Below are 20120 nucleotides of genomic sequence, written 5' to 3'. Positions count from 1 at the left end.
TAGGCACCCCCCAACTAGTAGGCACCCCCCCAACCCCGGGCACCTCAAAGCGAGCGGCACCACAGAGGGCGGCGCGGCTCAGCTTCCGCAGGTACAGTGCGGAGATCAGCAGCCCTGACGCATGAGGCCCGCACGTGTTGACCCAGACCACCTCACGGGTGCTCGAACCGAGTGACCTGGACGCCGCGCTCGCCGTCCTCGACCGCGAGCCGGTCGCGAACGCCTTCGTGTCGTCCCGCGTCCAGGTCGCCGGCCTCGACCCGTGGCGCCTCGGCGGCGAGATGTGGGGCTGGTACGAGGACGGCATGCTGACGTCCCTCTGCTACGCGGGCGCCAACCTGGTCCCGATATGCGCGACCCCGCGAGCGGTGCGCGCCTTCGCCGACCGCGCCCGGCGCGCGGGCCGCCGTTGCTCCTCCGTCGTCGGCCCCGCCGAATCCACCGCCCAACTGTGGCGCCTCCTGGAACCCAGCTGGGGCCCGGCCCGTGAGGTCCGCCGCCACCAGCCCCTCATGGTCACCGACCGGATGCCCACCGACATAGCCCCGGATCCGTACGTCCGCCGCATCCGCAAGGACGAGATGGAAACGATCATGCCGGCCTGCGTGGCGATGTTCACCGAGGAGGTCGGCGTCTCACCCATGGCAGGGGACGGAGGCCTGCTCTACCAGGCCCGGGTCGCCGAACTCGTCGGCTCCGGCCGCTCCTTCGCCCGCCTCGACCAGAACGGCAAGGTCGCCTTCAAGGCGGAAATCGGCGCCGCGACGCCCCGGGCCTGCCAGATCCAGGGCGTCTGGGTGGCCCCCGAGTACCGAGGCCAGGGCCTGGCGGCCCCCGGCATGGCAGCGGTACTCCGCTACGCACTGGCGGACGTGGCCCCTGCGGTGAGCCTCTACGTGAACGACTACAACACGGCGGCAAGACGGACGTACAGGAGAGTGGGCTTCGAAGAGGTCGGAGCCTTCATGAGTGTCCTGTTCTGAGGTACCCAAGGGGCGCGGGGCCATCGATGTGCGGTTCCGCCGCGTGGGCGCGAGCAACCACGTACAACCCGCACCAGACGTGACCACGCGAACCCCCCTGTACTCTCCCCACATGCGCTTTCCCGGTCACGGACACCGCCGCCACCCCGACGACATCGTGATCGGCCCCCTGGACCTCTCAGCCCGAGTCGACGAGGCATTGGCCGTCCAAGCCGTGGCCTTCGGCCTGGGCCCTGACGAAGTTGCCGTACGCCGTCAAATCGTCCTGCGCCACCTGACGTACCCCGGCGCCCGTGCCCTCGGCGCCACCTCCGCGGGGCGCCTCGTAGGCTTCGTCTACGGCATGCCCAACGACCGCGCCCACTGGTGGTCCACCGTCGTCGAGCCCTACCTCCGCGCCCAGGGCCACGACACCTGGCTGGACGACTCCTTCGTCATCACGGAACTCCACGTCCACCCCCGCTACCAGAACCGCGGCATCGGCCGCTCCCTGATCACCACGATCACGGACAGCGCCACCGAACCCCGCTCGATCCTCTCCGCGATCGACACCGACAGCCCGGCAAGGGGTCTCTACCACTCCCTCGGCTACCAGGACCTCGCCCGCCAGGTCCTCTTCCCGAGCGCCCCCAAGCCGTACGCGGTGATGGGCGCCCACTTGCCCCTGCGCAGGCGATGAAGGGGCCTAATCGATTTCCACCGTCCCGTCCCGCCCGGCTAACCTCCTTGCCATCACCCTCACGCAGCAGGAGTACGAGAACCATGGCGAACGCACCGGTCCAGCGCATGTCCCAGTTGATGGCGAAGACGCTGCGCGACGACCCGGCGGACGCCGAGGTCCTCAGCCACAAGCTCCTCGTCCGCGCCGGCTACGTCCGCCGCACCGCCGCCGGCATCTGGAGCTGGCTGCCCCTCGGCAAGAAGGTCCTCTCCAACGTGGAGCGGATCGTCCGCGAGGAGATGGACGCGATCGGCGGCCAGGAGGTGCTGCTCCCCGCGCTGCTGCCGCGTGAGCCGTACGACGCGACGGGCCGCTGGGACGAGTACGGCCAGGAGCTGTTCCGCCTCAAGGACCGCAAGGGCGGGGACTACCTCCTCGGCCCCACCCACGAGGAGATCTTCACCCTGCTGGTGAAGGACCAGGCGTCCTCCTACAAGGACCTGCCGGTCATCCTCTACCAGATCCAGCACAAGTACCGCGACGAGGCCCGCCCCCGCGCCGGCATCCTGCGCGGCCGCGAGTTCCTGATGAAGGACTCCTACTCCTTCGACACGGAGGACGAGGGCCTGGCCCAGTCCTACGCCCTGCACCGCCAGGCCTACCAGCGCATCTTCGAGCGCCTCGGCCTCGACTACCGCATCTGCGCCGCCACCGCGGGCGCGATGGGCGGCTCCAAGTCGGAGGAGTTCCTGGCCCCGGCCGGCGCCGGCGAGGACACCTTCGCCGACTGCCCCAACTGCGACTTCGCGGCCAACACCGAGGCGATCTCGTACGAGCTCAAGCCGGTGGACGCCAGCGGCGTGCCCGCCGCCGAGGACATCCCCACCCCCGACACCCCGACCATCGAGACCCTCGCCGCCTCCCTCGGCGTCCAGGCCTCCGCGACCCTCAAGAACCTCCTCGTGAAGGTGGACGGCGAGATCGTGGCCGTCGGCGTCCCCGGCGACCGCGAGGTCGACATGGGCAAGGTCGAGGCCCACTTCGCCCCGGCGGTCGTCGAGATGGTCACCGAGGCGGACTTCGTGGCCCGCCCGGACCTGGTCCGCGGCTACGTCGGCCCGCAGGGCCTGGGGGAGAAGGCCGGGTACATCGCCGACCCGCGCGTGGCCCCCGGCACCGCCTGGATCACCGGCGCCAACAAGGCGGACACGCACGCCAAGAACGTCGTCGCGGGCCGTGACTTCGAGGTCGACGAGTACGTCGACGTCGTGGTCGTCCAGGAGGGCGACCCCTGCCCGAAGTGCGGCACCGGCCTCAAGCTGGACCGCGCCATCGAGATCGGCCACATCTTCCAGCTGGGCCGCAAGTACGCCGACGCCCTCAAGCTCGACGTCCTCGGCCAGAACGGCAAGCCGGTCCGCGTGACCATGGGCTCCTACGGCGTCGGCGTCTCCCGCGCGGTCGCCGCCCTCGCCGAGCAGACCGCCGACGACAAGGGCCTGTGCTGGCCCAAGGAGGTCGCCCCGGCCGACGTCCACGTCGTCGCCGCCGGCAAGGCCCTCCAGACCGAACTGGCCCTCGACGTCTCCGAGAAGCTGGCGGCGGCCGGCCTGCGCGTCCTGTGCGACGACCGCGCGGGCGTCTCCCCGGGCGTGAAGTTCACCGACTCCGAACTGATGGGCGTACCGCAGATCCTGGTGGCCGGCCGGCGCGCGGCCGAGGGCGTGGTCGAGCTCAAGGACCGCAGGACGGGTGAGCGCGAGGAACTGACGGTGGAAGAGGCCGTCGCACGTCTGACGGCGTAAGCGCCTCGCCCTCTGACTCCCCTCGGCGCGGGGGGAGTCAGAGCCAGCCCGCGAACTCCAGCAACAGCTCGGCATCCTGCGGACGCCCCACCCGCAGCGCCCGCACCCCGGACTCCACGGCCCGGAACAGCGTCCACCCGCGCAGCCGCTCCTGATCCACGTCCAGCGACTCCGCGAGCCGCTTCACCCGCCGCCGGGTCGTGGCCGCCCCCGACGGCTGCGCGATCAGATCCTCGACCCGGTCCCGCACCAGCCGGGCCAGGTCGAACGCGCACTCCCCGACCACCGGATCCGGCCCCACCGCCAGCCACGGCATCCGCTCCCCGGCGAGCACCTTGCTCTGCCGGAACGTCCCGTGCAGCAGCCGCGCCTCGGGCGACGCGGCCAGCAACTCCTCGCGCGCCGCGAGCGCCGCGTCCACCAGCGGCGCCACCTGCCGGTCGGCCTCGGCACTCGCCCGCATCGCCTCGGCCTGCCGGCCGGTCCGCTCGGCCACCGTCTCGAAGAGATGTCCGTCGCCGTCCGGCGGCTCGACCCACAGCCTGCGCAGCACACCCGCCGCCTCCAGCAGCGCCTTCGCCTCGGGCAGCGACCGCACGGACAGATCGGGGTGCAGCCGCTCCAGCAGCAGCACGCCCGGAGTGTCGCCCGGGTTGAGGAGCCGTACCGCGCCCCGCCCGTCCCAGTGCCCGAGCGCGGCCCGCTCGCTCTCCGGCCGGGCCCGGGGCGGCGCCAGCTTCAGCACGGCGGGCGTCTGGTCGAACTGCCGCACCAGCAGCACGAGGCTGCTGCGCCCGCCGGGTGCCTGCACCCGTTCGACGGTCAACTCGCGTAGCGCGACGGCCTCTTCGACCAGGCCGGGCAGTTCGTCCAGCCACGCGTCGACCCCGTCAGCTCCGTTGCGCCGCGCCTCGCCGAGTGCCCGCACGAGACGCCGCGGCGGTTCGAAAGCCATACGCGAGTTGTTCCCTTCCCGTACGTGTCACGCCGTGGGCGTCGCTGATGCCGAAGCGGTGGCCGCCCGCTCGGCGAGCCCAGGGAAGGCTACGCTCTCCCCGCGCCAGCGCACGGCCCGCACCGCCGCCTCCCGCAACGCCTCCGCGGCGGTACCCCGCCGCTCACCCTCGGTTGCCCGCACCAGGTCGGAGTACACCCCGGCCACCCGGTCCTCCAGCTCGGCGGCGAGCAGAACGGCCGCGGCCGAGTCCGGCACCGGGAACGGCAGCGCATACCCCGCGGCGGCCGCCACCGGCTTCCCGCCCAGGTCCCGCACCTCGCGCACCAGGGCGTCCCGCCGCGCGCGATGCGCGTCATATGCCGCCCTGGCCTCCGTGCGCCGTCCCTCACGGATCCGCCCGCCGACGACGCCGTAGCCGTACACGGCCGCGTGCTCGGCGGCCAGCGCCGCCTGGAGGGCCTTGAGCGCCCGCTCCTTCGCCTCGCTCACTTCGCACCTTCCGTCAGCAGATACGCGTGCGCCGCCCCGGCCGCCGCCACGGAGGCCAGCAGCCGCGCCGGCTCGCCCGGCACATCAAGGAGCGCTTTCATACGCCGGTCCGCGAGCGCACGCTCGGCGGCGGCCAGCTCGGCGAGGGCGTCCTTCTCGGAGCCGGGAACGGCGGGGGCGGACGGTGACGCGGAGGGCGAAGCCTTCGCGCTCGGCTCCTTCGACTTCTCCGTCCCCTTCTCCGTCCCCCCGAACGCCTCCACATGGCGTACGGCGGCCGCCCGCAACGGCGCCAGCCGCTCCGCCAGCGTCGGATACGCGGCGAGAACGGCGTCGTACCGCTCCACCAGCCCCTGGCTGTCCCGGGCCGCACGCGCGCGTGCCCGCTCGGTGGCCGACGGGCTCCCGCCCGTGCTGCCGGAGTCCTCGGACGGACCGGAGCAGCCCACGAGCAGGGCGGCCCCGGCGGCCGAGGCGAGCAGGCTCCGGCGGCAGGGCCGCAGCCCCGAGGGGGTGCGCGGCGGCGGGGGGAACGTCACGGCAGTCGTCCTCGGGGGTCGAACGGCAGGGAGTGTGCGGGCAGGGCGGCATGCCCGTGATCACGGTACCCGCGCATCCCTCGGACTCGCGTCACCGGCTCGACGGCCCTGAGCGGCAAGCACAGTCGCCCGAGCTCGAAGGTGCCCGGCCCCACCGCCGGAGGCACATGTGGACGGCAACACCCCCGGTGACCGGATACCCTTTGACCAGACACGCGCCCCATCCCACAACAGCACACGCGGCCGAGGAGTCACCCGGATGAGCACCACCCAGAGCGAGAGGCTGCGAGATCTGCTGGAACCGCTCGTCACCTCCCAGGGCCTGGACCTCGAAGAGATCGCCGTGGACTCGGTCGGCCGCAAGCGCGTGCTGCGTGTCGTCGTCGACTCCGACGAAGGGGCCGACCTGGACGCGATCGCCGATGTGAGCCGCGCGCTCTCGGCGAAGCTCGACGAGACGGACGCGATGGGCCAGGGCGAGTACACCCTCGAGGTCGGCACCCCGGGCGCGGAACGCGCTCTCACCGAGCACCGCCACTACGTCCGGGCCACGGACCGCCTGGCGAAGTTCCAGCTCCAGGACGGCGGCGAGCTCGTCGCCCGCATCCTGACGGTCGACGACGAAGGCCTCGACCTCGAAGTACCCGGAGTGAAGGGCCGCAAGGCCACCAGCCGCAGACTCCCGTTCGCGGACATCGCCAAGGCGCGCGTTCAGGTCGAGTTCGGCCGCAAGGACAAGAAGTCCGTCGAGGACGAAGAGAACGAGAAGGAAGAGGAGGCGTAGCCGTGGACATCGACATGAGTGCCCTGCGGGGCTTGGTACGGGAGAAGGAGATCTCCTTCAACCTGCTGGTCGAGGCGATCGAGTCGGCCCTCCTCATCGCCTACCACCGCACCGAGGGAAGCCGCCGTCACGCGCGCGTGGAGCTCAACCGGGAGACCGGGCATGTGACCGTGTGGGCGAAGGAGGACCCCGAGGACCTCGAGGAGGGCCAGGAGCCCCGCGAGTTCGACGACACCCCGTCCGACTTCGGCCGTATCGCCGCCACCACCGCCAAGCAGGTCATCCTGCAGCGGCTGCGCGACGCCGAGGACGACGCGACACTCGGCGAGTACGCCGGCCGCGAGGGCGACATCGTCACCGGCGTGGTCCAGCAGGGCCGCGACCCGAAGAACGTCCTCGTCGACATCGGCAAGCTGGAAGCCATCCTGCCGGTGCAGGAACAGGTCCCGGGCGAGACGTACCCGCACGGCATGCGGCTCCGGTCGTACGTCGTACGGGTGGCGAAGGGTGTCCGCGGCCCGTCCGTCACCCTCTCGCGCACCCACCCCAATCTGGTGAAGAAGCTGTTCGCCCTGGAGGTGCCGGAGATCGCCGACGGTTCCGTCGAGATCGCCGCCATCGCCCGCGAGGCCGGCCACCGTACGAAGATCGCCGTACGGTCCACCCGCTCCGGCCTGAACGCCAAGGGCGCCTGCATCGGCCCCATGGGCGGCCGTGTGCGCAATGTCATGGGCGAGCTGAACGGCGAGAAGATCGACATCGTGGACTGGTCGGACGACCCGGCCGAGATGGTGGCGAACGCCCTGTCGCCGGCCCGGGTCTCCAAGGTGGAGGTCGTGGACCTCGCGGCGCGCTCCGCGCGCGTGACGGTGCCCGACTACCAACTGTCCCTGGCTATCGGCAAGGAGGGCCAGAACGCCCGCCTCGCGGCCCGCCTGACCGGCTGGCGGATCGACATCCGTCCCGACACCGAACAGCCGTCCGACGTCGCGGAACGTTGATCGGGAATAGTTCCCAGCCGCACGTCGCTTAGATCACGACAGTTTTGTGCGCAGCAACTGTTCGATTCTTGCCCCAAAGGGGTGAGGTCGGTGCGGGGAGGTAGACTTAAGAGTGTCTGGCCGGACGCGAGCCCGAGCATGCCCTGAGCGCACCTGTGTGGGGTGCCGGGAGCGAGCGGCCAAGAAGGACTTGCTGCGCATCGTGGCGGTCGAGGGCGAATGCGTCCCCGATGATCGCGGTACGCTGCCCGGCCGGGGTGCGTATGTGCACCCCGCCCTGGTCTGTCTCGACCTGGCGGTACGCCGTCGGGCGTTCCCACGGGCGCTGCGCGCCCCGGGAGTGCTGGACACAAAGGCGTTGCGCCTCTATGTCGAGCAGGCAACACCGTAAGAAGCGTCGTGCGGAACCCCCGTGCGGCCCAGGTACCCCGCGAGTTGGAAGTAGGTCGAGATTGCGATGAGCACTCGATGAGCACGCGATGAGTACGCCCATGAAGTAGCGACGGTCCGGAGGCAACCCGGACCTAAAAGGAGCGAAGTGGCTAAGGTCCGGGTATACGAACTCGCCAAGGAGTTCGGGGTGGAGAGCAAGGTCGTCATGGCCAAGCTCCAAGAACTCGGTGAATTTGTCCGTTCGGCGTCCTCGACGATCGAGGCGCCTGTAGTCCGTAAGCTGACGGACGCCCTCCAGCAGGGCAACGGCGGCGGCAAGTCCGCCCCCGCCCGCAAGGCTGCCCCGGCGAAGCCGGGCGCCCCCTCTCCCGCGCAGGCAGCCCGTCCGGCCGCCCCGCGCCCGCCGGCCCCCAAGCCGGCCGCCGAGAAGCCCGCGGCTCCCGCCGCGCCGGCCGCTCCCGGCCCCCGTCCCACCCCGGGCCCGAAGCCCGCGCCGCGGCCCGCCCCGGCGTCCCCGGCTCCGACCGCGCCCGAGTTCACGGCGCCGCCCGCGGCTCCCGCCGCGCCGGCCGCGCCGGCCGCCTCCTCCGGCTCCGGCCCCCGTCCGGGCGCCCCGCGTCCGGCCGGCCAGGCGCCGCGTCCGGGCTCTCGTCCGGCTGGTCCCGGCCAGGGCCGTGGTGACCGTGGCGACCGCCCCGGCGCTCCGCGTCAGGGCGGCCAGGCGCCGCGTCCCGGTGCCCGTCCGGCCGGTCCCCGTCCGGGCAACAACCCGTTCACCTCTGGTGGCTCCACCGGCATGGCGCGCCCGCAGGCGCCCCGTCCGGGCGGTGCCCCGCGGCCCGGCGGCCAGGGCGGTCCCGGCGGTGCCCCCGACCGCGCTCCGCGTCCGCAGGGCCAGGGCGGTCCCCGTCCCCAGGGTGCAGCGGGCGGTCCCCGTCCGCAGGCTCCGGGCGGCACGCGTCCCACCCCGGGCGGCATGCCCCGTCCGCAGGGCGGCGGTCCCCGTCCCGGCGGCGGTCCCGGCGGCCCGCGTCCGAACCCCGGCATGATGCCGCAGCGTCCCGCTGCCGGCCCGCGTCCCGGCGGCGGTGGCCCCGGTGGCCGCGGTCCCGGTGGCGGTGGCGGTGGCCGTCCCGGTGGCGGTGGCGGCGGTCGTCCCGGCGGTGGCGGCGGCTTCGCCGGTCGTCCCGGTGGCGGCGGTGGCGGCGGCTTCGCCGGTCGTCCCGGTGGTCCCGGTGGCGGTGGCGGCGGTTTCGCCGGTCGTCCCGGTGGTCCCGCCGGTGGTGGCGGCGGTCGTCCCGGCTTCGGTGGTCGTCCCGGTGGTCCCGGTGGCCGTGGTGGCACGCAGGGCGCCTTCGGCCGTCCCGGTGGTCCCGCGCGTCGTGGTCGCAAGTCGAAGCGGCAGAGGCGCCAGGAGTACGAGGCCATGCAGGCCCCGTCGGTCGGCGGCGTGATGCTGCCTCGCGGCAACGGCGAGACCATTCGCCTGTCGCGCGGTGCGTCGCTCACCGACTTCGCGGAGAAGATCAACGCCAACCCGGCGTCGCTCGTCGCGGTCATGATGAACCTCGGCGAGATGGTCACGGCCACGCAGTCCGTCTCCGACGCGACGCTCGAGGTCCTCGCCGGCGAGATGAACTACACGGTTCAGATCGTCAGCCCCGAGGAGGAGGACCGCGAGCTGCTCGAGTCCTTCGACATCGAGTTCGGCGAGGACGAGGGCGGCGAGGAGGACCTCGTGGTCCGTCCGCCGGTCGTCACCGTCATGGGTCACGTCGACCACGGTAAGACCCGACTGCTCGACGCCATCCGCAAGACGAACGTCATCGCGGGCGAGGCCGGCGGCATCACCCAGCACATCGGTGCCTACCAGGTCGCGACCGAGGTCAACGGCGAAGACCGCAAGATCACCTTCATCGACACCCCGGGTCACGAGGCGTTCACCGCCATGCGTGCCCGTGGTGCGAAGTCGACCGACATCGCGATCCTGGTCGTCGCGGCCAACGACGGCGTCATGCCGCAGACGGTCGAGGCGCTCAACCACGCCAAGGCGGCCGACGTCCCGATCGTCGTCGCGGTCAACAAGATCGACGTCGAGGGTGCGGACCCGACCAAGGTGCGCGGTCAGCTGACCGAGTACGGCCTGGTGGCCGAGGAGTACGGCGGCGACACCATGTTCGTCGACATCTCCGCCAAGCAGGGCCTGCACATCGACAGCCTCCTCGAGGCGGTCGTCCTGACGGCCGATGCCTCGCTCGACCTGCGTGCCAACCCGCACCAGGACGCACAGGGCATCTCGATCGAGTCCCGCCTCGACCGCGGCCGCGGTGCCGTGTCGACGGTCCTCGTCCAGCGAGGCACGCTGCGGGTCGGCGAGACGATGGTGGTGGGCGACGCCTACGGCCGCGTCCGCGCCATGCTCGACGACAACGGCAACAACGTCACCGAGGCCGGCCCCTCCACGCCGGTCCAGGTCCTGGGTCTCACCAACGTCCCGGGTGCGGGCGACAACTTCCTTGTGGTCGACGAGGACCGTACGGCCCGTCAGATCGCGGAGAAGCGTGCCGCCCGTGAGCGGAACGCGGCGTTCGCCAAGCGCACGCGCCGTGTGTCGCTCGAGGACCTGGACAAGGTGCTGAAGGCCGGCGAGGTCCAGCAGCTGAACCTGATCATCAAGGGTGACGCTTCTGGTTCCGTCGAGGCCCTCGAGTCCTCCCTGCTCCAGCTGGACGTCGGCGAAGAGGTCGACATCCGCGTCCTGCACCGCGGTGTCGGTGCGGTCACGGAGTCCGACATCGACCTGGCGATGGGCTCGGACGCCATCGTGATCGGCTTCAACGTCCGTGCGGCAGGCCGCGCGGCGCAGATGGCCGAGCGCGAGGGTGTGGACGTCCGCTACTACTCGGTCATCTACCAGGCGATCGAGGAGATCGAGGCGGCCCTCAAGGGCATGCTCAAGCCGGAGTTCGAGGAGGTCGAGCTCGGTACGGCGGAGATCCGCGAGGTCTTCAAGTCGTCCAAGCTGGGCAACATCGCGGGTGTTCTCATCCGCTCCGGCGAGGTCAGGCGCAACACCAAGGCGCGCCTCATCCGCGACGGCAAGGTGATCGCGGAGAGCCTCAACATCGAGGGTCTGCGTCGCTTCAAGGACGACGTCACCGAGATCCGCGAAGGGTTCGAGGGCGGTATCAACCTCGGCAACTTCAACGACATCAAGGTCGACGACGTCATCGCGACGTACGAGATGCGCGAGAAGCCGCGGGCGTAATCACGCCGACGGTTCATGCTGGCCGACGGGACTTCGGTTCCGTCGGCCAGCACGCTGTTTGCGTCCGGTGCCGACGGCGGGCGTGCTCGGTCGACGGAGCGTAATATCCGTCGATCGCCGGGGCCCCTTCGTTGTACGGTTCTGATGTCCCTGCCCGCACGGTTGGCGGGGCCATCGATCCCGTACCGGCGGGTGAACCGGTTACACATGTATGTGGGGACGCTGTCCTTCGACCTCCTCCTCGGCGACGTACGGTCGCTGAAGGAGAAGCGCTCCGTCGTCCGTCCGATCGTCGCCGAACTCCAGCGGAAGTACGCGGTGAGCGCGGCCGAAGTCGATCACATGGACCTCCACCGCAGGGCCGTCATCGGCCTTGCGACGGTCTCCGGCGACGCGGGGCATCTGACCGACGTACTGGACCGGTGCGAACGGCTGGTCGCCGGGCGCCCCGAGGTGGAGCTGCTGTCCGTCAGGCGGCGCTTCCATGGCGAAGACGACTGACGACCCAACGAACGAGATCAGGAAAGAACGGGAGACGGACCAGTGGCCGACAACGCGCGGGCGAAAAGGCTGGCGGACCTCATCCGAGAGGTGGTGGCTCAGAAGCTGCTGCGCGGGATCAAGGACCCGCGGCTCGGCTCGCACGTCACCATCACGGACACCCGGGTCACGGGTGACCTGCGGGAGGCGACCGTCTTCTACACGGTGTACGGGGACGACGAGGAGCGGAAGGCCGCGGCCGCCGGACTGGAGAGCGCCAAGGGCGTGCTCCGCTCCGCGGTCGGAGCGGCGGCGGGCGTGAAGTTCACGCCGACGCTGACGTTCGTGGCCGACGCGCTGCCCGACACCGCCAGGACCATCGATGACCTGCTCGACAAGGCGCGCCAGTCCGACGAGAAGGTGCGTGAGGTCTCGGCGGGGGCCGCCTACGCGGGTGAAGCGGACCCGTACAGGAAGCCGGGCTCCGAGGACGAGACGGACGGCGACACCGCGGAATGACCCAGAAGCACACCACGCCCGACGGCCTTGTCATCGTCGACAAGCCGTCGGGCTTCACTTCGCACGACGTGGTCGCCAAGATGCGCGGGATCGCCAGGACCCGCCGCGTCGGCCACGCCGGCACCCTCGACCCCATGGCGACGGGCGTGCTCGTCCTCGGCGTCGAGAAGGCGACCAAGCTCCTCGGCCACCTCGCGCTGACCGAGAAGGAGTACCTGGGCACCGTCCGCCTCGGGCAGAACACCGTCACCGACGACGCCGAGGGGGACATCACCTCCTCCACCGACGCCTCCCAGGTCACCCGCGACGCCATCGACGCCGGCATCGCCAAGCTGACCGGCGACATCATGCAGGTGCCGTCCAAGGTCAGCGCCATCAAGATCGACGGCGTGCGCTCGTACAAGCGGGCCAGGGACGGCGAGGACTTCGAGATCCCCGCCCGGCCGGTCAGCATCTCCTCGTTCGCGGTGTACGACGTGAGAGACGCCGTCGCCGAGGACGGCACCCCCGTCCTCGACCTGGTCGTCTCGGTCGTCTGCTCCTCCGGCACCTACATCCGGGCCCTCGCCCGCGACCTCGGCGCCGACCTCGGCGTCGGCGGCCACCTCACCGCCCTGCGCCGCACCCGCGTCGGCCCGTACAAGCTGGACGCCGCGAAGACGCTGGACGAGCACCAGAAGGACCTGACGGTCATGCCGATCGCCGAGGCCGCCACGGCCGCGTTCCCACGCTGGAACGTCGACGCCAGGCGCGCCCGGCTGCTCATCAACGGCGTACGCCTGGAGATGCCCGACGAGTACGCGGGCTCCGGCCCCGTCGCCGTCTTCGACCCCGAGGGCCGCTTCCTCGCACTCGTCGAGGAGCAGAAGGGCAAGGCGAAGAGCCTGGCCATCTTCGGCTGAGGCCCGACCCGGTATCGGGTGCCTGCCCGTGGAGCGGCGGGCACGGGGTCGTCCTCTGCCCGCCGCTCCACGGTCCCCCCTCGGTTCCCCCACCCCTAGGGTGTATCCAGCGTCCTCCGCCTTTTCACCCGTCCGGGCAGGCGCTCGGAGTGAACCGAGGGAGCGGAAGGGGCGCGTTCACCGCGCGAGCTGTCCCGCTGATCATCCCCCGCCTACCGTCGGAAATCAGGGCGCGGGTCTGAGGGCCGTAGTACGGGCGTACGGCGGGGAGGTTCGACCATGGCGGGACGGGACCCGCGGACCGGCGGCGGCAGGATGCCGGACGGTGCGCGGGGCGAGAACGGTGACGTACGGGACGAGGCGGACGGACGCCCGGGTGAGGACCGTTCGTGGCGCGCGGGTCGGGCTCAGGGTGAGGACGGGGCGCGACGCGTGCGAGGCCGTCGGCACGCGGCCGAGGGCGAAGGGGCCGCGGAGGGGGAGCCCACCGAACGGCCCACCGGCGGACTCGGCCACGCGCGCGACGACGCCCTCGTTCGGGTCCACGACCTCGCCGGGCGTCCCCGCGGCCTCGGATTCCTGGCCGACCACCACGGCACGGTCATTACGAGCCATGAAGCCGTCGACGGCCTGCCCCGCCTGGTCCTGCACGCCGCGGGCGACCGCAGCTGTGTCGTCCCCGCCGACGCCGTGACCCCGCTGCCCGCCCTGGATCTGGCCCTCGTCCGCACCGAGGGACTCGGCGGCGACCCGCTCCCGGTGACCGCGCGGGACCGGATCGACGCCGGCACTTACGTCCGGATCGCGGCCGGTGGCTGGCGTGAGGCGCGGCTGCTGGGGGCGACGTCCGTGACGTACACGGCCACGGACCGCTTCCATCTCCTCGACGACGCGCTGGAGCTGGCGATCGGCACGGCGGGCCGGGACGCCCTGCGGCTGGGCGGCGGAGCGGCCGGGGGGCCGGTGCTGGACGCGGCGACCGGCGCGGTCGTCGGCGTGCTCGGCCCTGCCCTGCAGTCAGGTCACCGCGACGCCGGTTTCGCCGTCCCCCTGCGCCCACCGCCGGACGGCCCGCTCGCCGACCTGCTCGCCGAGAACGCGGCGACGGTGCCCGCGTACGGCATCGACCTCAACCTGGCGGGCGTACTGGAACTGACGGCCACGTCGGTGGGGCAGGACGGCCCGCCGAGGGCGCTCGCGGGCTACGTCGGCCGGGCGGACGCCGACGGAGTGGGCGCTGTACGGCCGGTCGAACGGGCGGCGACGGAACGGGAGTTCACGGCCTTCGTCGAGGGACCGGCCGCGGTCCTGGGCCTCGTCGGCGCTCCGGGCAGCGGACGTACGACGGAACTCGCCGCCCTGGCCGCCCACCGCCATGACGGCACCGAACCGGCCCCCACCCTGTGGCTGCGCGGCGCCGACCTGCTGGACGACGACACCTCGGTGGCGGACGCGGCACGCCGGGCGCTCACCCGGGCCGCACGGATCGTCGCGGCGTCGGCCGGTGTCCAGCCCCTCGACCTCGGCGACACCACTCCCGAACGCCTGGCCCGCCTCGGCCGTACGACCGGTCGGCCTCTGCTGCTCCTCCTCGACGGGCCCGAGGAGATGCCCCCGGTGCTGGCCCACCGGCTCGACGAGTGGACGCAGGGCACGGTGGAGTGGCTGCGGGAGACGGGGGCGCGGCTGGTCGTCGCGTGCCGGGAGGAGTACTGGGAAGGGGCGGGATTTCCCGGGGAGGTGGTGTTCGGGGGCGACGCGGGCTCCTGCGTACGGCTCGACGACCTCACCCCCGACGAGGCCCGCCTCGCCCGCGCCCGCTACGGCATCCCGGAGGACGCCCTCGCGGAGCCCGACGCCCGGCACCCCCTCACCCTTCGCCTCCTCTCCGAGGTCCGCGCCGCGCTCTCCGACGCCCCCACCCCGCACGTGGACCGCGACGACGTGCTGGCCGCCTACCTCGACCTGATGTGCCTGCGCGTCGCCGTGCGGCTCGCCGCCGAGAACGGGCTGCGCGGCACGGCCGTACGGCGGCTCGCCGCCAAGGTGTCCGGGCAGGTCCACGAGGCCGCCCGCCGCAGCCTCGGCCCGGGACAGGGTGACCTGGACCGGGCGTCGTTCGAGGCGGTGTTCCCCTGGGGCCAGGCCCCGGCGCGGCTCGGCGGCGGCACCGGCTGGGCCTCCGCCGTCCTCACCGAGGGCCTCCTGGTCCCCGCCGGGAACGGCTACCGCTTCGCCCACGAGGAACTCGCCGACTGGATCCAGGGCATGCACCTCGACCTCGACGAGGCCCTGCGCGCCCTGGTCCACCGCCGCCACACCCACCCGCACGACACCCATCCCCTCCCCGTGCCGCACCACCGCATCGGCTCCGTCGTCGAGGCCCTGCTCCTCCTCGCCCGCCAGCACGGCAGCCCCCGACTCGCCGCCCGCATGGCCGAGTTGACGCTCGCCCTCGACGCCGATCCGCACTCCTGGTGGGCCGCCCGGCTCCTCACCGGGACCCTGCTGCGGGTTCCGGACGCGACGCCGTACACGGACGTCCTGCGGCTGCTCGCCGACCGGATCGTGAGCCGGCGGCGGCAGCAGCGCCCCGTGGCGGCGGAACTCGGCCCCGGCTTCTGGACCGCGCTGCCGCTCCCGGACGCCGGGCGCCTCGACCTGCTGCGCCGCCTCGTCCTCGCCGACGGCCCGCCGAGCGACGCCCACCAACCCCGCTATCTGGACGCCGTCGCCGACCTCCTCGCCGCCGACCCCACCGCCGTACAACCACACCTCATCCACTGGTTCGACGACGACCGCCCGCTCCCGGCCACCCCGCACGCCACCGTCGCCCACGCCGCGCAGGCCCTCCTGCACACGCACCGGCACCGCGCCCTGGACGACCTCACCGAAGCCCTCGTCGCCCATGCGCACCGGCGGGCCGACGAACTGCTCGCCGTACTGGCCGAGGAGGAGCCCTCGGCCATCTGCCGGGCCGTCGACCGGTGGGCGCACGACGAACATCCCGCACGGCGGGTCGCGGCCGTGGCGTACGGCCTGCGCACCGTCCCGCACGTCCGCACCGAGGCCGACCGCGAACTCCTGCGCTACGCCGCCCTCGCCCTGCTCGCCCGCCCCGCCGACTGCTCCCTGCACGGCGGCGCACTCGCCCTGCTCGTCCGCGACCCGCACACCCGGTCCCGCCATCTCCCGCAGGCGCTACGGCACTTCGCGGCCGGCGACCCACAGTTCCCGCCCAGTGCCCTGGTCGCCGCCCTGACCACGCACCCCGAGCCGGTCCTCGACGCCTTCCGCGCCCGCCTCCACCGACCCGCCCCCGGGGAGGCGCTGCGCACGCTCGCCGACGTCAGCACGCCCGGGCTCGCCCGCCGGGTCGCCGTGCTGGTACGGGAAGCGGTGGAGCAGCATCCGGAGACCGCCGCCGACCTCGCCGCGTACGTCGACCGGCGCCTGGACCAGGGGCAGGTGGCCCGCGCCGTGCTCTTCCCGCTGGTCACCAGCCTGCTGGACGGCGGCCCGGAGAACGTACGCGCCGCCCTCGCCGGCGTCCTCGCCGCCCCCGGCACACCCGCCTCCCAGCCCGTGCGCCGCGAGCTCCTCGACTGCCTCCTCGCCCAGGAGCACGAGCCGTCCGTCCTCGCCGCCGTCCTGTACGCCGCCGCCCAGCACCCCGCAGACGCCGTCCGTGAGCTCGTCCACCGCACCGGCCTCCTCCTCGTCCGCACCCCGGAGGGCGCGACCCGCTTCGACCGCGGCCTCGTCGACCTCGGCCGCCATGTCCGCGGCTTCGCCGCCCTGGTCGCGGGCTGGCTCACCGACGCCCCGCAGGACTGGGCGGCGGTGGTGGGCCCCAGCACCCGCCGGATGATCGAGAACCTGGCGGGCGTACGCGTACCGGCCTGAGCTCGGGGGAGTACGTGCGCCAGGTCACAGCGCCCCATGCCGATGCGGGCCGCGGGCACCCGGCATGGCACCCTTAGACCTGCGCATGAGGACCTGCGCAAAAGGCAGAGAGACGGACACGGGTTCGACGAGTTTGCGACAAGGAGCAGTCACAGTGCAGCGCTGGCGTGGCTTGGAGGACATCCCCCAGGACTGGGGGCGCAGCGTCGTCACCATCGGCTCCTACGACGGAGTCCACCGCGGACACCAGCTGATCATCCGGCATGCCGTGGCACGCGCCCGTGAGCTGGGCGTTCCCGCCGTGGTCGTCACCTTCGACCCGCACCCCAGCGAGGTCGTGCGCCCCGGCAGCCACCCGCCCCTGCTCGCCCCGCACCACCGCCGCGCCGAACTCATGGGCGAACTGGGCGTGGACGCGGTGCTGATCCTCCCGTTCACCACGGAGTTCTCGAAGCTGTCGCCCGCCGACTTCGTGGTCAAGGTCCTGGTCGACAAGCTGCACGCCAAGGCGGTCGTCGAGGGCCCCAACTTCCGCTTCGGCCACCGGGCCGCCGGGAACGTGGAGTTCCTCGTCGAGCAGGGCAAGGTCTACGACTTCGAGGTCGAGGTCGTCGACCTGTTCATGTGCGGCGAGGCGGGCGGCGGCCTGCCCTTCTCCTCGACCCTGACCCGGCGCCTGGTCGCCGAGGGCGACGTCGAGGGCGCCGCCGAGATCCTGGGCCGCCCGCACCGGGTGGAGGGCGTGGTCGTACGAGGCGCTCAGCGGGGCCGGGAACTCGGCTTCCCGACCGCCAACGTCGAGACGCTGCCCCACACCGCAATCCCGGCCGACGGCGTCTACGCCGGCTGGCTGCACGCGCAGGGCGAGGCGATGCCGGCCGCGATCTCCGTCGGCACGAACCCGCAGTTCGACGGGACCGAGCGCACGGTGGAGGCGTACGCCATCGACCGCGTGGGCCTGGATCTGTACGGCCTGCATGTCGCCGTCGACTTCCTCGCCTTCGTGCGCGGCCAGGCGAAGTTCGACACGCTGGACGCGCTGCTGGAGCAGATGGGCGAGGATGTGAAGCGGTGCCGGGAGCTGGTCGCGGGCGCCGAAGGCGTCGCCTGAACGTATGCATGCCAGAGGGCCGGCACCGTGAAGGTGCCGGCCCTCTGGCATTTCTGGCGTGTGCCGACCGATCCGTTACTGCTGCGTCCAGCCCGGCGGTACGGCGCCCTGCTGCGGATCCTGGGGCGGCTGCGCCGGCTGCTGCTGCCAGCCCTGGCCCGGTGCGGGCTGCTGCGGGGGCTGCTGCTGCCAGTGCTGCCCCGGCTGGGGGGTGCCGCCGGGCTGGGCGTAGGGCTGCTGGGGGTGCTGCTGCGGGGGCGCGTACCCCTGCTGGGGCTGCTGCGGGTACTGCTGCATGTTCGGGTTGCCGAAGCCCTGCTGCGTACGGGCGAAGTCCTCGGCGACGATGGCGGCGAGATCGAAGTAGGCCTCGCGGGTCTTGGGCCGCATCATGTCGAGGTCCACCTCGGCGCCCGCCGCGAGGTGTTCGTCGAAGGGGATCACCACCACAGCGCGGCAGCGGGTCTCGAAGTGCGCGACGATGTCCTCCACCTTGATCATCTTGCCCGTTTCGCGGACACCGGAGATCACGGTGACCGAGCGCTGGACGAGGTCGGCGAAGCCGTTCGCCGACAGCCAGTCGAGGGTGGTCGAGGCGCTGCTCGCGCCGTCCACCGAGGGCGTGGAGATGATGATCAACTGGTCGGCGAGGTCGAGGACTCCGCGCATCGCGCTGTAGAGCAGACCGGTGCCCGAGTCCGTGAGGATGATCGGGTATTGCCTCCCCAGCATGTCGAGTGCGGAACGGTAGTCCGCGTCGTTGAACGTGGTGGAGACCGCCGGGTCCACGTCGTTGGCGATGATCTCGAGCCCCGACGGCGCCTGCGAGGTGAAGCGGCGGATGTCCATGTAGCTGTGCAGCTGCGGGAGCGCCTGGACCAGGTCACGGATGGTGGCGCCGGTCTCGCGCCGGACCCGTCGGCCGAGGGTGCCGGCGTCCGGGTTGGCGTCGATCGCGAGGATCTTGTCCTGACGCTCGGTGGCGAGTGTGGCACCGAGCGACATGGTCGTCGTGGTCTTGCCGACGCCGCCCTTGAGGCTGATCACCGCGATCCGGTAGCAGGACATCACCGGCGTACGGATCAGTCCCAGCTTCCGCTGCCGCTCCGCCTCCTCCTTCTTCGCGCCGAGCTTGAAGCGCGACGGGCCCTGGTTGTTCTTGCGGGCCTTGGGCTGATTGCGCAGCAGCCGGTCGGAGGAGAGCTCGACGGCCGCGTTGTAGCCGAGCGGGGTGCCGGGCGCGGCCTGCTGCTGGGGGGCACCGGGCCCACCGGGCTGCGGGCCGGCGGGGGCGGTCCAGCCCTGGTCGCCGTAACCGGCGGGCGGGGCGGCGGCGTACTGCTGTGGCTGAGGCTGGGCCGGGTGCTGCTGCTGCGGTGGTTGCGCGGGCTGCTGCTGCGGCTGGGCAGGCTGCTGCGGCTCGCCGGGCTGTGGGTAGCCGTAGCCCGCCTGCTGGGGCGGATAGCCGTAACCGGGCTGTCCGGGCGGGGGCGCCTGCTGCGGGTAGCCGTAACCGTCGGCCTGCGGCTGCCCGTAACCGGGGTGCTGGGGCTGCCCGTAACCGGGGTGCTGGGGCTGTGCGGGCTGCGGCGCCGCCTGCCGCGGGTCGACCGGTGCGGGCTGTCCGCCCTGCGCCGGCGGGTACTCGGGCTGCTGCTGCGGCGGCTGGCCGGGCTGCTGGGCCTGGCCGAACGCCCCCTGCGGAGGGGCCTGGTGTGCGGGCTGTCCGGGGTGCGGCTGGGCAGGAGGCTGGGGGTAGCCGTAGCCGCCGGCCTGAGCGGCCGCGGCCTGCTGGTCCGGATGCCCTGCCTGCGGCGGTACTCCCTGGACGGGGTGTGCGGGCGAGAAGCCCTGCGGCAGCGGGGGGAGCCCCGGGGCGGCCTGGGGCGGCGCAGCGGACTGCGGCTGAGCCGTGGGCGGGTGCGCGGGCGCGGGCGCAGTGGGCGCCGGCGCGGTCGGTGCCTGCGGCTCTGCTTCCGCCGTCGCCGTGGCCGGCTCGGCCCCGGTGTCGGTCTGCGCGGGGGAGTCCGCGTCGGACCGGACGTCCGCCGTCTCACCGCCCTGCGCGCTGGACACCGATCCGGTGGAGTCACCCGACTCCGGCTCGTCGTTCCGCTCCTCCTCCGACTCCACGTCATCGGCACCGCCGAACAGCATCGCCGCCTCGGCGTCGGCGGCGGCATGGTTGAGCTCGGCCTCCGGCTGCGCGGGGGCGGGCTGTTCGGGGACGCCCGCCGCCGGGGTGGCGGTCTGGGACGGGCCGCCCTGGGTGTCCTCGCCGACCGGGCGCAGCACGGGGAAGCCGGGCGCGGGCGCGGGGG

General features: G+C 72.7%; 16 protein-coding genes. 12 read left to right on the top strand and 4 right to left on the bottom strand.

What is annotated here, in order from left to right; genetic code table 11:
• Positions 1–134: 134 nt before the first annotated feature.
• From AQJ91_RS45985 to AQJ91_RS45975, 3 genes are all read left to right on the top strand, one after another.
• The gene (locus AQJ91_RS45985; protein ID WP_067035576.1) at positions 135–983 is read left to right on the top strand and encodes a GNAT family N-acetyltransferase; all 849 of its coding nucleotides are present in this window, start codon (positions 135–137) and stop codon (positions 981–983) included.
• Between the two features lie 112 nt (positions 984–1095).
• Positions 1096–1662 (top strand): GNAT family N-acetyltransferase, encoded by a 567-nt coding sequence (locus AQJ91_RS45980; RefSeq protein WP_067035573.1) that lies wholly within the window; start codon positions 1096–1098, stop codon positions 1660–1662.
• An 83-nt stretch (positions 1663–1745) separates the two neighbouring features.
• On the top strand, positions 1746–3449 hold the full coding sequence (locus AQJ91_RS45975) for a proline--tRNA ligase (protein ID WP_067035570.1): 1704 nt from the start codon (positions 1746–1748) through the stop codon (positions 3447–3449).
• A gap of 37 nt (positions 3450–3486) precedes the next feature.
• Here AQJ91_RS45975 and AQJ91_RS45970 read toward each other — a convergent pair whose 3' ends face one another.
• From AQJ91_RS45970 to AQJ91_RS45960, 3 genes are read right to left on the bottom strand one after another with little or no spacing between them, the layout of a single operon-like run.
• Positions 3487–4404, bottom strand: coding sequence for an aminoglycoside phosphotransferase family protein (locus AQJ91_RS45970; RefSeq protein ID WP_067035567.1), 918 nt, complete (start codon positions 4402–4404; stop codon positions 3487–3489).
• A gap of 27 nt (positions 4405–4431) precedes the next feature.
• Positions 4432–4896, bottom strand: a complete 465-nt coding sequence (locus AQJ91_RS45965; protein WP_067035563.1) for a ferritin-like domain-containing protein — start codon at positions 4894–4896, stop codon at positions 4432–4434.
• Positions 4893–5435 (bottom strand): hypothetical protein, encoded by a 543-nt coding sequence (locus AQJ91_RS45960; protein ID WP_067035561.1) that lies wholly within the window; start codon positions 5433–5435, stop codon positions 4893–4895. Before AQJ91_RS45960 ends, AQJ91_RS45965 begins: the two co-directional genes overlap by 4 nt.
• Positions 5436–5694: 259 nt before the next feature.
• Here AQJ91_RS45960 and rimP point away from each other — a divergent pair, with 259 nt between their 5' ends.
• The 9 genes from rimP to AQJ91_RS45915 all read left to right on the top strand — a co-directional run bounded on the left by rimP (position 5695) and on the right by AQJ91_RS45915 (position 17799).
• Complete coding sequence (gene rimP, locus AQJ91_RS45955) at positions 5695–6219, top strand: ribosome maturation factor RimP (protein ID WP_067035557.1); 525 nt, start codon at positions 5695–5697, stop codon at positions 6217–6219.
• Between the two features lie 2 nt (positions 6220–6221).
• A complete protein-coding gene (gene nusA, locus AQJ91_RS45950; protein ID WP_067035554.1) occupies positions 6222–7220 on the top strand; it encodes a transcription termination factor NusA in 999 nt (332 codons plus the stop codon).
• Between the two features lie 112 nt (positions 7221–7332).
• A complete protein-coding gene (locus AQJ91_RS51420; RefSeq protein ID WP_079085704.1) occupies positions 7333–7611 on the top strand; it encodes a YlxR family protein in 279 nt (92 codons plus the stop codon).
• A 147-nt stretch (positions 7612–7758) separates the two neighbouring features.
• Positions 7759–10881, top strand: coding sequence for a translation initiation factor IF-2 (gene infB / locus AQJ91_RS51415; RefSeq protein ID WP_079085703.1), 3123 nt, complete (start codon positions 7759–7761; stop codon positions 10879–10881).
• A gap of 207 nt (positions 10882–11088) precedes the next feature.
• Positions 11089–11382: a DUF503 domain-containing protein gene (locus tag AQJ91_RS45935; protein ID WP_067035545.1), complete on the top strand. Its 294-nt coding sequence runs from the start codon at positions 11089–11091 to the stop codon at positions 11380–11382.
• 42 nt (positions 11383–11424) lie between these two features.
• Positions 11425–11880, top strand: a complete 456-nt coding sequence (gene rbfA, locus AQJ91_RS45930) for a 30S ribosome-binding factor RbfA (protein WP_067035542.1) — start codon at positions 11425–11427, stop codon at positions 11878–11880.
• Positions 11877–12782, top strand: a complete 906-nt coding sequence (gene truB, locus AQJ91_RS57635; protein WP_067035539.1) for a tRNA pseudouridine(55) synthase TruB — start codon at positions 11877–11879, stop codon at positions 12780–12782. Before rbfA ends, truB begins: the two co-directional genes overlap by 4 nt.
• Positions 12783–13061: 279 nt before the next feature.
• Positions 13062–16688 (top strand): trypsin-like peptidase domain-containing protein, encoded by a 3627-nt coding sequence (locus AQJ91_RS45920; RefSeq protein ID WP_234383433.1) that lies wholly within the window; start codon positions 13062–13064, stop codon positions 16686–16688.
• Between the two features lie 154 nt (positions 16689–16842).
• Positions 16843–17799, top strand: a complete 957-nt coding sequence (locus AQJ91_RS45915; RefSeq protein ID WP_067035536.1) for a bifunctional riboflavin kinase/FAD synthetase — start codon at positions 16843–16845, stop codon at positions 17797–17799.
• Between the two features lie 75 nt (positions 17800–17874).
• Here AQJ91_RS45915 and AQJ91_RS45910 read toward each other — a convergent pair.
• A partial coding sequence (locus AQJ91_RS45910; protein WP_234383432.1) for a MinD/ParA family ATP-binding protein occupies positions 17875–20120 on the bottom strand: 2246 nt, incomplete at its 5' end.

Origin of the sequence: Streptomyces dysideae (assembly GCF_001514305.1) — a bacterium.
GTDB classification, from domain to species: Bacteria; Actinomycetota; Actinomycetes; order Streptomycetales; family Streptomycetaceae; genus Streptomyces; species Streptomyces dysideae.
This window is presented reverse-complemented; position numbering and strand designations above follow the sequence as displayed.

What these genes read in the sequence shown, in the direction of transcription:
- AQJ91_RS45920 (WP_234383433.1), top strand. Translation starts at nt 13,062, where the DNA reads ATGGCGGGACGGGACCCGCGGACCGGCGGCGGCAGGATGCCGGACGGT.
- AQJ91_RS45970 (WP_067035567.1), bottom strand. Translation starts at nt 4,404, where the DNA reads ATGGCTTTCGAACCGCCGCGGCGTCTCGTGCGGGCACTCGGCGAGGCG.
- AQJ91_RS45980 (WP_067035573.1), top strand. Translation starts at nt 1,096, where the DNA reads ATGCGCTTTCCCGGTCACGGACACCGCCGCCACCCCGACGACATCGTG.
- AQJ91_RS45975 (WP_067035570.1), top strand. Translation starts at nt 1,746, where the DNA reads ATGGCGAACGCACCGGTCCAGCGCATGTCCCAGTTGATGGCGAAGACG.
- truB (WP_067035539.1), top strand. Translation starts at nt 11,877, where the DNA reads ATGACCCAGAAGCACACCACGCCCGACGGCCTTGTCATCGTCGACAAG.
- AQJ91_RS45935 (WP_067035545.1), top strand. Translation starts at nt 11,089, where the DNA reads ATGTATGTGGGGACGCTGTCCTTCGACCTCCTCCTCGGCGACGTACGG.
- rimP (WP_067035557.1), top strand. Translation starts at nt 5,695, where the DNA reads ATGAGCACCACCCAGAGCGAGAGGCTGCGAGATCTGCTGGAACCGCTC.